At 59.6% G+C, this 16,725-nt stretch carries 10 protein-coding genes; 3 read left to right on the top strand and 7 right to left on the bottom strand.

Annotated elements, in window-relative coordinates:
- Positions 1 to 103 precede the first annotated feature (103 nt).
- The gene (locus F8B91_RS09760) at positions 104 to 955 is read left to right on the top strand and encodes a UDP-2,3-diacylglucosamine diphosphatase (protein ID WP_196503513.1); all 852 of its coding nucleotides are present in this window, start codon (positions 104 to 106) and stop codon (positions 953 to 955) included.
- Here the strand turns inward: F8B91_RS09760 and F8B91_RS09755 are convergent.
- The 7 genes from F8B91_RS09755 to F8B91_RS09725 form a co-directional block, all read right to left on the bottom strand.
- The gene (locus tag F8B91_RS09755; RefSeq protein WP_196503512.1) at positions 952 to 1,689 is read right to left on the bottom strand and encodes a proteasome-type protease; all 738 of its coding nucleotides are present in this window, start codon (positions 1,687 to 1,689) and stop codon (positions 952 to 954) included. The two genes, F8B91_RS09760 and F8B91_RS09755, sit on opposite strands and share 4 nt — an antisense overlap.
- Positions 1,690 to 1,718: 29 nt before the next feature.
- A complete protein-coding gene (locus F8B91_RS09750; protein ID WP_196503511.1) occupies positions 1,719 to 2,522 on the bottom strand; it encodes a transglutaminase family protein in 804 nt (267 codons plus the stop codon).
- Positions 2,523 to 2,526: 4 nt separating this feature from the next.
- Positions 2,527 to 3,474, bottom strand: coding sequence for an alpha-E domain-containing protein (locus tag F8B91_RS09745; RefSeq protein ID WP_196503510.1), 948 nt, complete (start codon positions 3,472 to 3,474; stop codon positions 2,527 to 2,529).
- A 6-nt stretch (positions 3,475 to 3,480) separates the two neighbouring features.
- Positions 3,481 to 4,896, bottom strand: coding sequence for a circularly permuted type 2 ATP-grasp protein (locus tag F8B91_RS09740; RefSeq protein WP_246715007.1), 1,416 nt, complete (start codon positions 4,894 to 4,896; stop codon positions 3,481 to 3,483).
- Positions 4,897 to 4,994: 98 nt separating this feature from the next.
- Positions 4,995 to 5,930 carry a dimethyl sulfoxide reductase anchor subunit family protein gene (locus F8B91_RS09735; protein WP_196503509.1) on the bottom strand — a complete coding sequence of 312 codons (936 nt, stop codon included), beginning with the start codon at positions 5,928 to 5,930 and terminating at the stop codon, positions 4,995 to 4,997.
- Positions 5,930 to 6,727 (bottom strand): 4Fe-4S dicluster domain-containing protein, encoded by a 798-nt coding sequence (locus F8B91_RS09730; protein WP_196503508.1) that lies wholly within the window; start codon positions 6,725 to 6,727, stop codon positions 5,930 to 5,932. Before F8B91_RS09730 ends, F8B91_RS09735 begins: the two co-directional genes overlap by 1 nt.
- On the bottom strand, positions 6,724 to 9,534 hold the full coding sequence (locus F8B91_RS09725) for a molybdopterin oxidoreductase family protein (protein ID WP_196503507.1): 2,811 nt from the start codon (positions 9,532 to 9,534) through the stop codon (positions 6,724 to 6,726). The genes F8B91_RS09730 and F8B91_RS09725 overlap by 4 nt, the downstream gene beginning before the upstream one ends.
- A gap of 313 nt (positions 9,535 to 9,847) precedes the next feature.
- On the opposite strand from F8B91_RS09725, the gene F8B91_RS09720 reads away from it, so the two are divergent.
- Positions 9,848 to 14,671, top strand: coding sequence for a beta strand repeat-containing protein (locus F8B91_RS09720; protein WP_196503506.1), 4,824 nt, complete (start codon positions 9,848 to 9,850; stop codon positions 14,669 to 14,671).
- A gap of 18 nt (positions 14,672 to 14,689) precedes the next feature.
- A complete protein-coding gene (locus F8B91_RS09715) occupies positions 14,690 to 16,723 on the top strand; it encodes a glycosyl transferase (protein WP_196503505.1) in 2,034 nt (677 codons plus the stop codon).
- Positions 16,724 to 16,725: the final 2 nt, after the last annotated feature.

Below are 16,725 nucleotides of genomic sequence, written 5' to 3'. Positions count from 1 at the left end.
AATTCCCCTTCAATTTGGTGACCGCGCTAAGGCTTCTCTGTGACGATTCGGTCACGGAATTTTCGTCATCAAACTTTCATGCGAAGCGGCCAAAGCGCGGATCATGGACCAGCTCGCCACACCGACGCGGCGCTTCCGCGCCATTTTCATCTCCGATCTTCATCTGGGAACCAGGCGCGCGCGCTGCGATTTGATCCTCGATTTTTTGAAGCAAACGGAGAGTGATTATCTCTATCTGGTCGGTGACATTATCGATTCATGGTCGCTGAAAAAGCACTGGTACTGGAACCAGAAACAGAATGACGTGGTCCAGAAGCTTCTGCGCAAGGCCCGCAAAGGTGCGCGCGTGATTTACCTGCCGGGCAACCATGACGAAAATTTCCGCCAGTTCTTGGGGCATCGATTTGGCCGTGTCGCGGTGTTGAATGAAACCGTGCACATCTCTGCCACCGGCAAGCGCTATCTGGTGCTGCATGGCGACAAGTTTGACAACGTGATCTATTTCGCTTCGTGGCTCGCCAAGATGGGCGACTGGGCTTACGAACGCCTGATGGATCTCAATGTGGTGATCCTGTGGTGCCGCAAGCTCTTCGGCCTCGGCCATTGGTCGCTTTCGGCTTACATCAAGCACAAGGTGAAGAAGGCGGTGGAGTTCATTTCCCGCTTTGAAACCGTTGTGGTGAAAGAAGCCCATGCGCGCAATTGCCAGGGCGTGATTTGCGGCCATATCCATACGCCAGATGATCGCATGATCGATGGCATCCACTATCTCAATGATGGCGACTGGGTGGAAAGCTGCACCGCCTTGGTGGAGCATTTTGACGGCCGCTGGGAAATTCTGAACTGGGCCGATCATGCCGAGCCTGCAGCGGTCGAAGAACAAGCACCGCAGCCCATCGTGTCGCGCGCGCAAGTCAGCGACGCGTTTTCAGGTCTGGCCGTCAGCGGGATCTAAATATCAAACGGCTCGATATTTTTGAACGCGACCCTGAGCGCCTTCGACCATTCGCCCGACACCATGCGGAAATACGGGTCGTCCTGCCCGATGCGCTTCACATGCTCGAATTTCAAACTGCCGTTCTCATAAGTCAGCATGTCAATCGGCAGGCCTACGCTCAGGTTTGAGCGCAAGGTGGAATCAAACGAAATCAGGATCATCTTGGCCGCTTCACCGAGCGGCATCTTGGCATCAGCCACCCGGTCAAGGATGGGCTTGCCATATTTATGCTCCCCGATCTGGAAGAAGGGCGTGTCCACCGTGGCCTCAATGAAATTACCTTCAGTATAAATCTGGAACAAGCGCGGCCGCTCCTTGCCGATCTGCCCGCCGAAAATGAAGCTGGCGGAAAACGCTTCGCCGCGCGCGCCCAGATGTTCGCCATCAATGCGGCGCACTTCGCGGATCGCCTTGCCGATGATGCGCGCCGCCTGAAACATGGTCTTCGCCGCGAACAAGCTGTCGGGATTTTTAGTGGCCTTCGGCCCCAGCATCGATTCTTCGAGCAGGCTGGTCACCGCTTGCGTCACCGCCAGATTGCCTGCGGTCAGCAGCACGAAAACCCGCTCGCCGGGCTTGGCCCAAGTGTGAAGTTTTTTGAATTTGCCCACATTGTCCAGGCCGGCATTGGTGCGCGTATCAGCAGCCATCACCAGGCCTTCGTCAATCAGCAGCCCCACGCAGTAAGTCATCGAATCCCCAAGGCAGTCAAATTTCGGCGCTACTGTTGTGCCATTTCCACGCGCACTTCAACTGTCATTTGCTCGATATTGCCGCCCCTGCGGCTGCCGCGCACTGGTGCTGTGCCCGCCGCGTCCAGTCCGCAGGCCACGCGGATATAATGATCGGTGGGGCAGGTGTCATTGGCGGCATCAAAGCCCACCCAGCCCAGATTGGGCACCATCGCTTCGGCCCAGGCGTGCGATGCTGATGCCGTGCCCTCGGCAATCAGATAGCCAGTCACATAGCGCGTCGGAATGCCACTGGCCCGCGCCAAGCCAATAAAAATATGCGCATGATCCTGGCACACGCCGCGCCCCTGCGCGAAGGCTTCAGCCCCTGTGGTCAATGAATCGGTTGTGCCGGTTTCATAAGCCACCGCACCATGCACCGCCGCCATCAATTCATGCAGGAAGGCCAGCGTGTCTCCCGGCTTGGTCTTGAATTGCGCCTGCATGTCCAGCATCGCATCGCTGGGTTTGGTATTCGGCACCTGCCGCAGATAAACATAATCCGGCACCATGTTGGAAAGGCCCTGCACCAGACCGGTCATGTCCTGCACATCGACAACACCTTCGGCCACGATGGAATAAGAACCCTTGGGCTTGATCGCGGTGATCAGATGCACTTGATTGCCAAACGCATCGCGGTATTGCATCGCGCCTTCAATGCCCGGCGCAGTGACGCGCCAGCTCTCAACCTTCTGGCCCTTGAAGGACAGCGGCGTGAGCAGCAGGCGCTGGACCGAATAGTCGACACTCGACTGATAGGTGTAATGCGTGCTGTGGGTGACGATGAGGCGCATGGGTTTACGGGAAGTTGAACGTCTGCGCGATGGACTGCGACAGCTGCTGGTTGGTGAACAGAAAATCCTGCAGGAATTCGTGCAGGCCATGCCGGAAGATTTCATCCATGTTGCTGCCGCGCAATTGCTGCAGTCTTTGATCGGCAGTGTTGTGGCAATCATAGCGCTTGCCATAAAGCTCTTCGAGGCCGCCCAGTGCTGTGTTGATCCACTGATACGAGAAAGTGAGCGAACGCGGCATTTCCTCGCGCAAGATCAGGAATTCCGCCACCTGCCAGGGCTTGTAGCTCGAGTCGCGGTAGAACCAGCGATAGGAGCGATGCGCCGAAACTGAGCGCAGAATTGTGCCCCATTGCTGCAGATCAAGATCACTGCCCACATCGCTGGGGCGCGGCAGCAGAATAAAATATTTCACATCAAGGATGCGCGCAGTGGAATCGGCACGTTCGACAAAATTGCCAAGCTGGCTGAAATAATAATTGTCGGTGCGCAACATGGTGCCCAGCAGCGCACCGCGGAACGCCATGGAGCGCTGCCTGATCCATTCCAGAAATTCCGGCAGCCTTGTGGTGCTGATGCTTTCCGGCGTGATCTGGTCAAAATCATTCCAGGTGGAATTGATACTCTCCCACACATCGCGCGTGAGTGCTGTGCGCACCGCGCGGGCATTGTTGCGCGCTGTCATCAGACAGGATTTGATGGAAGATGTATTGTCTAGATCAAACAGCAGATAGTTGATGACGTTCTCTGCCGTCAGTTCCTTGTATTTCTCGTCATAACCAAAGGCGCAGGCCGCACCCAGCAGTGTGGCACGCCAGTCGTCACGATGCCCTTCCAGCGTGCCGGGCATCAGCGAAATGCGATAACCCACTTCCAGCAGGCGCGCCATGTTCTCGGCCCGCTCGACATAGCGGCTCATCCAATAGAGTGATCCTGCGGTGCGCCCCAGCATTCCGGATCAGTCCTCCAGAACCCAGGTGTCTTTGGTGCCGCCGCCCTGCGATGAATTCACCACCAGCGAGCCTTCCTTCAGCGCCACGCGCGTCAAGCCGCCCGGCGTGATCCTGATCTTATCTCCCGAAAGCACGAAGGGGCGAAGGTCCACATGGCGCGGCGCCACGCCACTCTCGGTGAAAGTCGGGACGGTGGACAGCGCCAGCGTAGGCTGGGCAATGTAATTGCCGGGCCGCGCGATCAGCCTTGCGCGGAAATCTTCAATCTGCGCCTTGGTCGAAGCGGGCCCCACCAGCATGCCGTAGCCTCCGGAGCCGTGGACTTCCTTCACCACCAGTTCTTTCAGATGATCCAGCACATATTTCAAACTGTCAGCATCGCCGCAGCGATAGGTCGGCACATTCTGCAGCAGCGGCTTCTCGCCTGTGTAGAACGAAATCATGTCGGGAATATAAGAGTAGATCGACTTGTCATCGGCCAGGCCCGTGCCCGGCGCATTGACCAGCGTCACGCGGCCCGCGCGGTACACATCGAAAACCCCCGGTACACCCAAAGCGGAATCAGGCCGGAAGGTCAAGGGATCAAGATAGGCATCATCAATGCGGCGGTACACAATGTCCACGCGCTTCGGCTCTTGCGTGGTGCGCATGTAAAGCCAGCCATCAGACACAAAGAGATCATGGCCTTCGCAAAGCTCAGCGCCCATTTCATCAGCGAGAAACGCGTGCTCAAAAAATGCTGAATTGTGGATGCCGGGGGTCAACACCACAATCACCGGGTCGCCCTTGCAGGCCGGCGGCGCAACACTCTCCATGGTGGAGCGCAACATGGATGGATAATGATCGACCGGCGCCACGCGCTGCTGCGCGAACAGCTGCGGGAAGAGATACATCATCGCTTCCCGGTCTTCGAGCATGTAGGAAACACCCGACGGCGTGCGGCAATTGTCTTCCAGCACGAAGAAATCATTCTCGCCGGTGCGTACAATGTCGATGCCGATGATGTGCGAATAGATGCCCCGCGCCGGATCAAGCCCCATCATTTCCGGCACGAAGGCTTCGTTGTTGATGATTGCCTCGCGCGGAATTTTGCCCGCCCGGATGATTTCCTGCCGGTGATAGATGTCATGCAGGAAGGCATTCAGCGTGCGCACTCGCTGCTCGATCCCGCGTGAAAGCCGGCGCCATTCCTGCGCGGCAAAAATACGAGGCACAATGTCAAACGGGATCAGGCGCTCGGAAGCTTCGCCGCTGCCATAGACGGCAAAGGTAATGCCTTGGCGGCGGAAAATCGCTTCAGCATCAGCTGAGGCTTTGGCCACGTCGGCAGGGCTTAGGCCGGATAGCCACTCGGAAATCCGGTCATAGGGCTCTCGAAGCTTGGCCCCCGTGCTGTTCATCTCGTCGAAAAACGCTGGCATGATACTCGTTTAAGACGTTGCCTCGCTGCACTGCGATGCGCAAGCGCAAAAATCGGGCAAAATTTTTCTGCCCGGATTTTGGGCAAGCTGGCCGGGAATCAGACCGCAGGCTTGCCGTAGAACAGCGCGGAGACATGTTCGGCTTCTGCAAAAAACAGCCAGCGTTCCACCCAGGCTGCCAACAGCAGAAGCGGCGCTACCAGCATCACCAGATACGGCACCTTCGGGCTGAAAAGCGTGAGAAAAAAAGCAATGTCGAGCAGCAGCGTGCACAGGAACTGCAACCGCCGCGCATGTTTGCGCGCCACCGCAAAGCCCATTTCCTTCATGATGAAGTTGCTCGCCGTATGCGGCACTTCCCATTGCCGCACACCTTCGCCAAGGCCTGTGGCCTGGCCCATGCTGAACTCCCGCCGTGCCCGCCGCCGATGCCGCCAGTACAGCCATTTCAGCACGATCACGATGAAGATCAGAATGACGCTCAGCAGTGCCTGGAAATTTGCAGCCCCTGCCTGAAACCGCCCGAAGATCACACTCACAACTGAGAGCAACGCAGAGCCAGTGGCCAGCGCAAAGGCCAGATAGGTCGGCAGCGTGAAGCGGCTGTACCAGGCCGGAATGGTTTTCAGCGAGGCATAGATCATCGCCGTGCAGACCACAGTGACGGCACACATGAGAGACGTGGCAATCCCCAACGGCCCGATCAATTGCGGCACGTCGATCAGCCCCGACCACACCGCGCCGAAAGCAATTGCGATGGGATAAGTCACCACCGAAGCCACGCCCTCGCGCGACAGCCAGCTTGACCGCCATTGTGAGAACGCCCGCCATGCGCGTTCCGGCCGCCCCAGATGGGCAGTCGAAGACAGCAGCCCTGCTGTGATCAGCACCAAAGCCAAAACCATCGTGGTGATCGCAAAGCCGGGCGAAGACGCCTTGCCATGTGCGTTACCCACAAGCCCAGCCAAAGCCAGCAAGCCATAGCCAGCGCCTGAAGAGACAGTAAAGAAGATGACAGAATAGGCGGGGTTCATCAGCCTTCCAACTTGTCCGAATGATCGTCCGGGTTCGCCGCTGCAGTCACCGCCGAAGGCGTAAGCAGCTTGTCCGCCCAGGCGAACAACATTTCCATCACCGATCCGTCCCCCTTGGGCAGTGCTTCCACACCTGCCGCATAATTCTCCCGGCGCGCGCGTGGTGGCAGATATTTGTTGGTGGGTTTGTAGCCCATCTCCGGCAACAGATCGAAACCGCCACGCTCCTTCACCAGAATGGAAACTTCAGAACTTTCATCGGCCAAATCACCAAAGTGTCGCGCCCCCGTGGGGCACGCACGCACGCAGGCTGGCACACGGTCTTCCTCGACCAGATTGTCATTATAGATGCGGTCCACACACAAGGTGCATTTCTTCATCACGCCCTGCATGTAATCATATTCGCGCGCACCATAAGGGCAGGCCCAGGAACACAGCTTGCAGCCGATGCATGTTTCAGGGTTCACCAGCACGATGCCGTCTTCGGCGCGCTTGTAGGACGCACCCGTGGGGCACACGGTCACGCAAGCCGGCTCCTCGCAATGCAGACATGAGCGCGGAAAATTCACGATGCGTGAATCGCTGCGGCCTTCTTCCAACACTTCATAACCATGAATGCGGTTGAACCATGGGCCCGATACATCCGCTCCTTGCGGATCAGTATCCGTCAGCGGCCCGCTGTCGCCTTGCGCGTTCCATTCCTTGCAGGATGTGGCGCAAGCCTGGCACCCCACGCAGGTATCAAGATCAATGACCAGTCCGAGCTTTTTGGTCGTCGTTGCCGGAAGCATCGTCATGCGCGCTTCCTTTTCGTTGACTTCAGCACCGGAAATTGCGGTGCGCTTTCTGGCTTCTGGTCCGCACTCTTGCTGATCCGCACTTTCAAATCATACCACGCCGCTTGCCCAGTCACTGGATCGGAATTGGAATAGCGGTAACCGCCCTCGCGTTCCGGCAAAAGATCACTGATCAGATGGTTCAGCAGAAAACCCTTCTCCCCCTCAGGTGAATCCGGTGTCAGCGCCCAGGCACCCTTGCGCTTGCCGATAGCATTCCACGTCCACACAGTATGCTCATTCTGCCCATCGGAGAATTTCACTTGGGCTTTGATCGTGCCGTGATGCGAGGTCACATCCACCCAGTCACCATCGGCGATGCCGAGTTTCTCCGCCTTCGCCTTGTGCATGTAAAGCCAGTTGCGCCCGAGAATCTGCCGCAGCCAGGAATTCTGTGAACCCCAGGAGTGATACATCGCCATCGGCCGCTGGGTGATCGCATGGATGGGGAAGTCTTCATCACTCACCATCTCGCCTTCAAACGGCGCATACCAGAACGGGATCGGATCGAAATAAGTTGCGATGCGCTTCCGGTGCTGCTCCGGCACCACCACCTTGCCATGGCCCTGCGCCGCGAGGCGGAATTTCTGCAGCGTCTCGGAATAGACCTGGTGGATGATCGGTTCGGGGCGCGGCAGGAAGCCAAAGAACGTGGCCCAGTCCAGATAATCCCAGTTCACATGCCTATAGTATTTCATGTTGTCACTGAGTTCCTGATACCAGTGACTGCCATTGTCGATATAGGCCTGCAGCTGATTGGGGTTCACTGCCCCGCGCCCTGCGGCCTTGCCATCCTTGCCGCGGAAACCCGCCAGAGGCCCAAGTCCCGGCGCACGTTCATGATTCACAATGTAATCAGGATAGCCGCCCGGATAACGCGGCCCACCTTCAGCATTGGTCATGGCGGGCAGGCCGAGGCGGTGGCCGAGATCGAGCAGCACAGTCTGGAACGGCCGCACATCGCGGTCAGGCTCCACCACCGGCTGACGGATCGAATCCGCCGGGCCATCAGCTTCCGATATCGGCCGGTCCAGCATCGAGATGCAGTCCCAGCGTTCAAGGTAAGTGGTATCGGGCAAAACGAGATCTGCATACTGCACCGTCTCCGAAGCATAAGCATCGGAATAGATAATCTTGGGGATCACGTAAGAGCCGTCAGGCTTCTTCGCGGTCAGGGCCTTGAGCGTATCCGGCACATTCATCGCCGAATTCCAGCTCATATTCGCCATATACATGAACAGCACGTCGATAGTGTAAGGGTCGCCCTTGCTGGCATTGTTGATGACCATGTGCATCAAGCCATGCGCAGCAAGCGGCGCATCCCAGGAATAAGCCTTGTCGATGCGCTGCGGCGTGCCAACTGAATCCACCAGCAAATCTTCCGGCCCTGAGACAAAACCCAGCGGCGGGCCGGGTAGGGGCTTGCCGGGCTGCACTTGCCCCGGCTTTCCGGCGGGCTTCACATGCGGCGGAATGGATTTGGGGAAGGGCGGCTTGTAGCGCGAGCCGCCCGGCACATCGATGGTGCCTAGCATGATCTGCAGCACGTGAATGCTGCGGCAGGTGTGAAAGCCATTGGAATGCGCACTGATCCCGCGCATTGCATGCATCGAAACCGGGCGGCCCAAAGTCTTTTCATGGCGCCGGCCCAGATAATCCGTCCATGGAATATCAAGCTCGATGGTTTCATTGAACGCCGTATGCGCCAACTCGGCCGCAATGCGCCGCGTCGTCTCCGGCGGCACGCCGCATTTTTCGGCGACGCGCTCTGGCGAATACTCATCGCCAGCAAAGCGCTCGGCGATCAGCGTGAAGCTGGTCACCACCTTGCGGCCATCGGGCAGGTTGAAGCGGCCCAACAATGCAGGCGTTGCGCCGAATGGCCCAGCCTTGGTGCCGCTGCCCTGCTTGTCCCACACCAACGGCGTGCCCGCAGGATTGCGCAGGATGAGGCCATCATCCGCCCCGCCCGGGTTCTCGATCACCAGCCACGAAGCATTGGTGTAGCGCGACAGATATTCCGCATCGATCTTCTGTGCCGCCAGCAGGCAGTGGATCAATGCCCCCACAAACAACCCATCGGTGCCGGGCGTGATTCCGATCCATTCATCAGCAATGGCGGAGTAACCCGTCTTCACCGGATTGATCGAAACGATCTTGGCGCCTCGCGCCTTCAGCTTGCCCAGGCCCGCCTTGATCGGGTTGGAGCCGTGATCCTCCGCCACGCCGAACAGCAGGAAATATTTGGTGTGCTTCCAATCGGGTTCGCCGAATTCCCAGAACGCGCCGCCATAGGTGTAAAGCCCCGCCGCCGCCATGTTCACCGAGCAGAAGCCGCCATGTGCGGCATAATTCGGCGTGCCGAATTGCGAGGCCCACCAGCCCGTCAATCCCTGGCTCTGATCGCGGCCGGTGAAGAAGGCCAGTTTCTTCGGATCGGAATTGCGCACGTCAGACAGCCATTGCGTGGCCATGGTCAGCGCATCGTCCCATTCAATCTCGCGGAATTCGCCCGAACCACGCTCACCCACCCGTAGCAAGGGTTTGGACAAACGCGCCGGCGAATAATGCTGCTTGATGCCAGCGGCACCCTTGCCGCAGATAATGCCTTTGTTCACCGGATGGTCGGCGTTACCGTCGATGTAAGTAACCTTGCCGTCTTTCAGATGCACCCGGATGCCGCAGCGGCAGGCGCACATATAGCAAGTGGTAGTTTTGATTTCGTCCCAGCCTTTGGGCGAAAGATTGATCTTGGGTTCGGCCGTCATGGCGGGGACCTTAGTGATGCGGCACTATTGCATCCATGGTGCAGTCCGGCAAGAACGCCAGTCCAGGGAGGAAGTCCAACTTCAGAATTAAGAATTGTGACGGAATTCACGCTTGCGGCGCAGCAATGAAGTGCGTTACCCCTGTGATCTGCCAGCTGATTTGATAATAGCGGGTCGTAAGTCTCGGGTAGCTCAGCCAGTTTCACACAAGTTGTCTTAATTAACATCCGTCAAGCTGAAGCCATCTGTTTGGCCAGAGGTGTGTGCGTTTTTAGGCCGTGTTCACCCGTGTCCGAATGGAGAATTTGCCCCGATGTCGATCGTATCAAGCCTGACCACCCGTCAGATTGCGGCCCTTACCACCACGGCCATCAAGCAGCTCTCCTCATCTGATGTGCAGTCACTCTCCACCACGCAGGTGGGGGCACTTTCGGCAACCCAGATCAACGCGATGGAGACAACTGATCTCCAGGCGATGGGCACCGACCAGATCAAGGGCATATCCACGGTAGCGATGAGCGGCCTCATCGGAGATACACTGATCGCCCTCACCGATACGCAGACGCCAAGCTTCACTGCATCACAGATTTCGAACATTCAGGCCGCCGCAATGGCCTCGCTCAGCGCAACCGATGTGCAAAGCTGGGATGCAACGCAGCTCGCCGCCATCACCACCAAGCAGCTCTCCACGCTTTCTACCGCGGCACTGGCGCACTTTTCTGATACCCAGCTCAACGGCCTCACCACCACCCAGGCCCAGAGCCTGACCACCACCCAGCTCAATACGCTCGATACGGCCCAGCTCAACGCGCTCGATACGACCAAGCTGTCGGTCACCCAGATCAAGGGCATGACTGCAACTGCCGTCGGCAACCTTTCCACCACCCAGGCGCAATCCCTCACCGCCACCCAGATCGGTGCGTTGACCACCCAGGATCTCGCAGCCTTGAGCTCGGAAGAAGTGCAGGGCTGGGGCACCGCCCAATTGGCGGCGTTGACCTCCAAGCAGCTGTCGGGCCTTTCGACGGCAGCCCTCGGCAATTTCTCTGACACGCAATTCGGCGGGCTTTCTTCAACCCAGCTGCGCGGTTTGACCGCTGGCCAGTTGAACGGCCTGGGCACCACGCAGCTCAACGCCATCGACGTGACCAATCTGTCCACATTGCAAATCAGTGGTCTGAACGAAACCGGCGTTGCCGCTCTCTCCGCCACGCAATCCGCTGCTTTCACCACCACGCAGATCGCTTCGCTAAGCAATGCCGCTTTGGGTGCCATTGCTTCCGACAATCTCCAGACCTGGAGCACCGCTCAGCTCGGCGCCATCACCACAAAGCAATTGTCCGGCTTGTCGACCACGGCGCTCGCGCATTTCTCCGACACCCAATTGAATGGGCTGACCACTGCGCAGGTTCAGGGCCTCACCACCACCCAGCTCAACACGCTGGATACGGCCCAGCTTAACGCGCTCGATGCAACCAAGCTGTCGGTCACCCAGATCAAGGGCATGACCACGGTAGCCTTCGGCGCTCTTTCGACCACCCAGAGCCAGTCCCTTACCACCGCCCAGATCGCGGTTCTGACCACCGATGACCTGAAGGCCTTGAATTCCGACGAGTTGCAGGGCTGGGGTACAGCCCAGCTTGGCGCTCTGTCGTCGAAGCAGCTCTCCGGCCTCAACGCGACTGACATTGCCAAATTCTCAGACACCCAGCTGGGTGGCCTGAGCTCGACGCAGCTGCGCGGCCTCACGGCTGGCCAGCTCAACAGCCTCGGCTCCACGCAGATGGCCGCCCTCAATCTGTCCAGCTTGTCTACGCTGCAGATCGGTGCGCTGAACGAAACCGGCATCGCCGCTCTCTCCACCACCCAGGCCACCGGGCTGTCCACCACCAATATCGCCGTCCTCAGCACGGCCGCTCTGGGCGCTCTTTCCAGCGACAATGTGCAGGCCTGGAGCACTGCTCAGCTTGGCGCCATATCGACCAAGCAGCTCTCAACCTTGACCACCACGGCGATCAGCCATTTCTCGGATACGCAGCTCGGCGCGCTCACCACGGCGCAGACCCAGGGCCTCACCACGGCACAGTTGAACAGCTTGGGCACCGCCCAGCTCAACGCGCTCGACGTGACCAAGATTTCCAACACCCAAATCACCGGCATGACCGCCACCGTCTTCGGCACGCTTTCGTCCACCCAGGTTGGCGCCTTGACCACCGGCCAAGTCGCCGTTCTGACCAGCACCGAACTTGGCGCTCTTTCGTCCGACAATGTGCAGGCCTGGAGCACGGCGCAGTTGGGTGCGATCACCACCAAGCAGCTTTCTGCCTTGAGCACCTCCGCGCTCGCCAACTTCTCCGACACGCAGCTTGGCGCCTTGACCACGGCACAGACGCAGTCGCTCACCACCACCCAGCTCAACACACTGGCCACGGCTCAGCTTAACGCGCTGGATGTCACCAAGCTTTCGACCGTCCAGGTCAAGGGCATGACGGCGACCGCCGTTGAAGCACTCTCGACCACCCAGGCCCAATCGCTCACCGCCGCTTCGATCGGCGTGATGTCGGCAGCAGACATTGCCGCCCTGAGCTCGGATGAGTTGCAGGGCTGGGGCACCGCCCAGCTCGCGGCCCTCACCTCCAGCCAGATCGCTGGCCTCAACGCCACCGACATTGCGGATTTCTCTGACACGCAGTTGGGCGGCCTCAGCGCCACTCAGCTGAAGGGCCTCACCGCCGGTCAGCTCAACAGCCTCGGCTCCACCCAGATGGGCGCCCTGAACCTCACCAACCTTTCCACCCTACAAATCAGTGGCCTGAACGCCACCGGCATCGGTGCATTGTCCACCACCCAGGCCACCGGCCTCTCCACCACCAACATCGCAGTATTGACCACCACGGCGCTCGGCGCGCTCTCGTCTGACAATGTGCAGGCCTGGAGCACGGCACAGATGGGTGCCATCACCACCAAGCAGCTCTCGGCACTCACCACCGTCGCGATTGCCAACTTCTCAGATACGCAATTGGGCGCCTTGACCACCGCACAGGTGCAGGGTCTGACTACCGCGCAATTGAACGGCTTGGGCACCACCCAGCTCAACGCGCTCGACGCCACCAAGCTCTCTACGGTTCAAATCAAGGGCATGACGGCCACCGCCTTCGGAGCACTCTCCACCACCCAGAGCCAGTCGCTGACCACCACGCAGATCAGCAGCCTCAGCACCGATGACCTGCAGGCCCTCAACTCGGATGAACTCCAGGGCTGGGGCACAGCACAGATGGCTGCCCTGTCATCAAAGCAGCTTTCCGGCCTTTCGACCGCAGCACTTGCCAACTTCTCTGACACCCAGCTTGGCGCCTTGAGCTCCACCCAGCTGCGCGGCCTCACGGCAGCCCAGCTGAACGGCATCGGCAGCACGCAGATGGCGGCACTCAATCTGACCAACCTTTCCACCCTGCAGGTCGGCGCGCTGAACGCCACCGGCATCGGCAACCTCTCGACCACCCAGGCCACCGGTCTCTCGACCACCAATATCGCGGCCCTGAGCGCCACCGCACTCGGCGCCATCGCGTCGGACAATGTGCAGGCCTGGAGCACGGCACAGCTCGGTGCGATCAGCACCAAGCAGCTCTCCGCGCTCACCACCTCTGCCATCGCTCACTTCTCCGATACGCAATTGGGCGGCCTGACCACGGCGCAGACCCAGAGCCTGACCACCACGCAGGTCAATGGCCTGGCGACTACCCAGCTCAACGCGCTGGACATCACCAAGTTGTCCACGCTGCAGCTCACCGGCATGACCACCGCCGTCTTCGGCACCATCTCGACGACGCAAGCCAACGCTCTGACCACCGGTCAGATCGGCCTGCTCTCCACCGGCGCACTCGAAGCCCTGACCTCGGACGAACTCCAGGCCTGGAGCACGGCGCAGATGGGCGCCATCACCACGAAGCAGCTTTCAACACTCACCACCGCCGACATCGCCAAATTCTCGGATACCCAGCTGGGTGCCTTGACCACGGCGCAGACGCAGGGTCTGACCGCAACCCAGCTCAATGGACTTGCCACTGCTCAGCTCAACGCGCTGGATGTGACCAAGCTGTCCACTGCCCAGATCAAGGGCATGACCACTGTTGCACTGGAAGCCCTCTCGACCACCCAGGCCCAATCGCTGACCACCGCCGAAATCGGCGTGCTGACGGCAGCGGGCGTGGGCGCTTTGAGCTCGGACGAAATCCAGGGCTGGGGCACGGCGCAACTTGCCGCCCTCACCACCACTCAAATCGGCGGCCTCTCGACCACGGATCTGGGCGACTTCTCGGATACGCAGTTTGCCGCTCTCACCACCTCGCAGCTTGGCGGACTCACCGCCACGCAGCTTAACGGCCTGGGCACCACCCAGCTGAACGCCATCACCATCACCAATCTGTCGACCACCCAAGTGGGCGGGCTGGACGCAACCGGTGTGGGCGCTCTGACCACCGTACAGGCTTCGGGCTTCAACACCGCACAGGTGGCGGCACTGTCCTCCACCGCGATCGGCGGCATCGCCTCGGACGCCCTGCAGGCCTGGAGCACGGCACAGTTGGGCGCCCTCAGCACCAAACAGCTGTCGGCCCTCACCACCACGGCCTTCTCGCACTTCTCCGATACCCAGCTGGGCGCCTTGAGCACGGTCCAGGTCCAGGGGCTGACCACCACCCAGGTCAACACGCTGGGCACCACCCAGTTGAACGCGCTGGACGCGACCAAGCTTTCGACCGCACAGGTTGCCGGCCTCACCGCCACGGCGGCGGGAGCGCTCACCTCCACGCAGTTCGGCGCCTTCGCTGCAAGCCAGGTGACGGCACTCTCGACCACGGCCCTGAACGCGCTCTCCACCGACGAATTTGGCGCTCTGACTACGGCCCAGGCCTCGGCTCTGACCGCTGTCCAGATCCTCAACTTGAGCACCACCAAGTTTGCGGCTCTGAGCGCCACGACCGGCCTGCCCAATCTGAGTACCACCGCCATTACGGCGATGACCACCGCACAGATCGCAGCGCTCTCCACCGATCAGGCTGGTGCGTTCACCTCGACTCAGGTAGGCGCAATGACCACCGATCAGATCGCCGCCCTCATCACCGTCAGCAATCCCTGATAAAACAAGCAAGGCCCCATGACTCAGATTTCTATCGTCGAACTGTTCAAAGCAGCTGAGTCATTGGAGAAGGGGGGAGACGGAGCAGGCGCCGTCAATCTCTACAAGAACTGGGTGGCCTTCAATGCGGATAATCCGCATCTGCATGCCGCCATGTTTAACTACGCTGTAGTGATGGCCCGCCATGGCGACTCCGCTGGCGCCATCAATGTGATGCGCGATTGCATCCGCCTGAAGCCTGATTTCCTGCCGCCCTATATCAATCTGGGCCGCCTGCTTGAAGATTGCGGCCAGGCCGGCTCGGCCATTTCGCAATGGCTCGAACTGAGCAAGAAGCTTCCTGAAGTGACCGGCGAAAACATCCGCCACAAGCTGATGGCCCAGCAACAGGCCGGCCGCGTGCTGGAAGGCAATCACCTCGACGTACCGGCTGAAGACGTGCTGCGCCAGTCAATCGACATCAAGCCCGACCAGCCGGAAGTCGTGCAGCACTGGATCGCGCTGCGCCAGAAGCAATGCAAGTGGCCGGTGATGGAAGCCTGGGAAGGTGTTACCACGCGTGATCTGCTGAAGCACATTTCGCCACTCTCTACGTCTGTGATGTATGACGACGCGGTGATGCAATTGGGCCGCGCCTATTCCTACGCCAAGACCCTGGTGAAGCGCCCGCCGCAATCCTTCGGCAAATTTGAAGATCGCATGCAGCCACGCGCTGAAAAGCTGCGCATCGGCTATGTTTCGTCAGACCTGCGTGAGCACGCCGTGGGCTTCGGCATGTCGGAAGCACTCGAACTGCATGACCGCGAGCGTTATGAAATCCACGCCTTCTATTGTGGCATTGCCCATGATGATGCCACCAAGCAGCGCATCAAGAACAGCGTTGACAGCTGGACCAACATCACCGGCATGAGCGATGATGATGCGGCAGCGCTCATTCACGCTGCCAAGATCGACATCCTGATTGATCTCAACGGCTATACCCGCGATGCTCGCACCGCCGTCTTCGCACGCCGCCCCGCACCCGTCCAAGTGAACTGGTACGGCTTCCCTGGCAGCATGGCCACTCCCTATCATCACTATCTGATCGCCGATGAAGTGACGATCCCGCGTGAAAGCGAAGCCTATTTCACCGAAAAGGTTTTGCGCATTCCGGTCTATCAACCCAATGACCGCAAGCGCAAGATTTCCGCCGAGATGCCCAAGCGCGCGGACGAGAACCTGCCGGAGCAGGGCTTCGTGTTCTGCTGCCTCAACGGCACGCAAAAGATTACCGAGCCGCTGTTCACCGCCTGGATGGAAATCCTGCGCAATGTGCCGGGCAGCGTGTTGTGGCTGCTGGATTCAGTCGCTGAAACCCATGCCCGCCTGAAAGCGATCGCCACCAAGCTCGGCGTTGATGAGAACCGCTTGTGCTTTGCGCCCAAGCGCCCCAACCCGCTGCATCTGGCCCGCTATCAACTGGCTGATCTGTTCCTCGATACATTCCCCTATGGCGCCCACACCACTTCGTCGGATGCCATGTGGGTCGGAACCCCAGTGCTCACCATGCCGGGCCAGAGCTTCGCCAGCCGCGTCTGCGCCAGCCTGGTGCGCGCCGCCGGCACGCCGGAATTGATCGTACCGGATCTCGCAACCTATATAGCCACCGCTACACGTCTGGGCCTGAACCCCAGCGAGGTGCAGGACTTCAAAGTGCGCCTGCGCGCCAGCCGTGACTTGTGTGTGCTGTTTGACACCAATCTCTTGGTCAGCAGCCTCGAAAGCCTCTACGACCAGATGTGGGAAGACTTTGCCTCCGGCAATCTTCCCCAGCCTGATCTGCGCAATCTTGATATCTATGAGGATATTGCACTCGCACATCAGGCCCAGTCCGGCCCGGTTGACGCACCCTCCTATCAGGCGGCCCTGGCAGCCTGGAATGACTTCTACCCCCTGCAGCTTGACTCGCGGCTTTGGACGGGCGAAACCACGCCTGATTCAAATCCTCTCGCAAGTGCAGCAAAAGGTGATTCTGCCCCCGCTGCCCCGCTGGAGCAACGCCGGGTAGCTTAACT

This window comes from Aestuariivirga litoralis, assembly GCF_015714715.1.
GTDB classification, from domain to species: domain Bacteria; phylum Pseudomonadota; class Alphaproteobacteria; order Rhizobiales; family Aestuariivirgaceae; genus Aestuariivirga; species Aestuariivirga litoralis_A.
This window is presented reverse-complemented; position numbering and strand designations above follow the sequence as displayed.

What these genes read in the sequence shown, in the direction of transcription:
- F8B91_RS09760 (WP_196503513.1), top strand. Translation starts at nt 104, where the DNA reads ATGGACCAGCTCGCCACACCGACGCGGCGCTTCCGCGCCATTTTCATC.
- F8B91_RS09755 (WP_196503512.1), bottom strand. Translation starts at nt 1,689, where the DNA reads ATGACTTACTGCGTGGGGCTGCTGATTGACGAAGGCCTGGTGATGGCT.
- F8B91_RS09750 (WP_196503511.1), bottom strand. Translation starts at nt 2,522, where the DNA reads ATGCGCCTCATCGTCACCCACAGCACGCATTACACCTATCAGTCGAGT.
- F8B91_RS09745 (WP_196503510.1), bottom strand. Translation starts at nt 3,474, where the DNA reads ATGCTGGGGCGCACCGCAGGATCACTCTATTGGATGAGCCGCTATGTC.
- F8B91_RS09740 (WP_246715007.1), bottom strand. Translation starts at nt 4,896, where the DNA reads ATGCCAGCGTTTTTCGACGAGATGAACAGCACGGGGGCCAAGCTTCGA.
- F8B91_RS09735 (WP_196503509.1), bottom strand. Translation starts at nt 5,930, where the DNA reads ATGAACCCCGCCTATTCTGTCATCTTCTTTACTGTCTCTTCAGGCGCT.
- F8B91_RS09730 (WP_196503508.1), bottom strand. Translation starts at nt 6,727, where the DNA reads ATGACGATGCTTCCGGCAACGACGACCAAAAAGCTCGGACTGGTCATT.
- F8B91_RS09725 (WP_196503507.1), bottom strand. Translation starts at nt 9,534, where the DNA reads ATGACGGCCGAACCCAAGATCAATCTTTCGCCCAAAGGCTGGGACGAA.
- F8B91_RS09720 (WP_196503506.1), top strand. Translation starts at nt 9,848, where the DNA reads ATGTCGATCGTATCAAGCCTGACCACCCGTCAGATTGCGGCCCTTACC.
- F8B91_RS09715 (WP_196503505.1), top strand. Translation starts at nt 14,690, where the DNA reads ATGACTCAGATTTCTATCGTCGAACTGTTCAAAGCAGCTGAGTCATTG.